The organism is Algoriphagus lutimaris (assembly GCF_017051705.1).
In the GTDB taxonomy this organism is placed as follows: domain Bacteria; phylum Bacteroidota; class Bacteroidia; order Cytophagales; family Cyclobacteriaceae; genus Algoriphagus; species Algoriphagus lutimaris.
This window is the reverse complement of record NZ_JAFIDJ010000047.1, coordinates 1-282: the sequence shown is the minus strand read 5'-3', so window position 1 is coordinate 282 and position 282 is coordinate 1. Positions and strand designations below refer to the sequence as shown.

General features: G+C 73.4%; 1 protein-coding gene. It reads left to right on the top strand.

Annotated elements, in window-relative coordinates; all coding sequences use genetic code 11:
* Nucleotides 1-44 precede the first annotated feature (44 nt).
* A partial coding sequence (locus JYB62_RS19735; RefSeq protein WP_317194692.1) for a nitrilase-related carbon-nitrogen hydrolase occupies nt 45-282 on the top strand: 238 nt, incomplete at its 3' end.

Sequence of the window (282 nt, the reverse complement as noted above, 5' to 3'; positions counted from 1 at the left end):
GGGGATGTCAAACGCTTCCATTCGAGGGACGTAGCATCGTGGCCGTGCGCATCGCGCTCTGCCAGACGAACACCGGCGAGGATCCCGAGGCCAACTTCCTGCAGGTCACGGCCCTTCTCGAGGAGGCCGCGGCGGCGGGGGTGGACCTCGCCGCGTTGCCCGAAGTGTGGCCGCGGCAGGGCTCGGCGCCCCAGATGCGCGAGGCGGCCGAGCCCCTGGACGGCCCCCACGTGACCCGGCTGGCCGAGGTGGCCCGGCGGCACGGGATGTGGGTGCACGGGG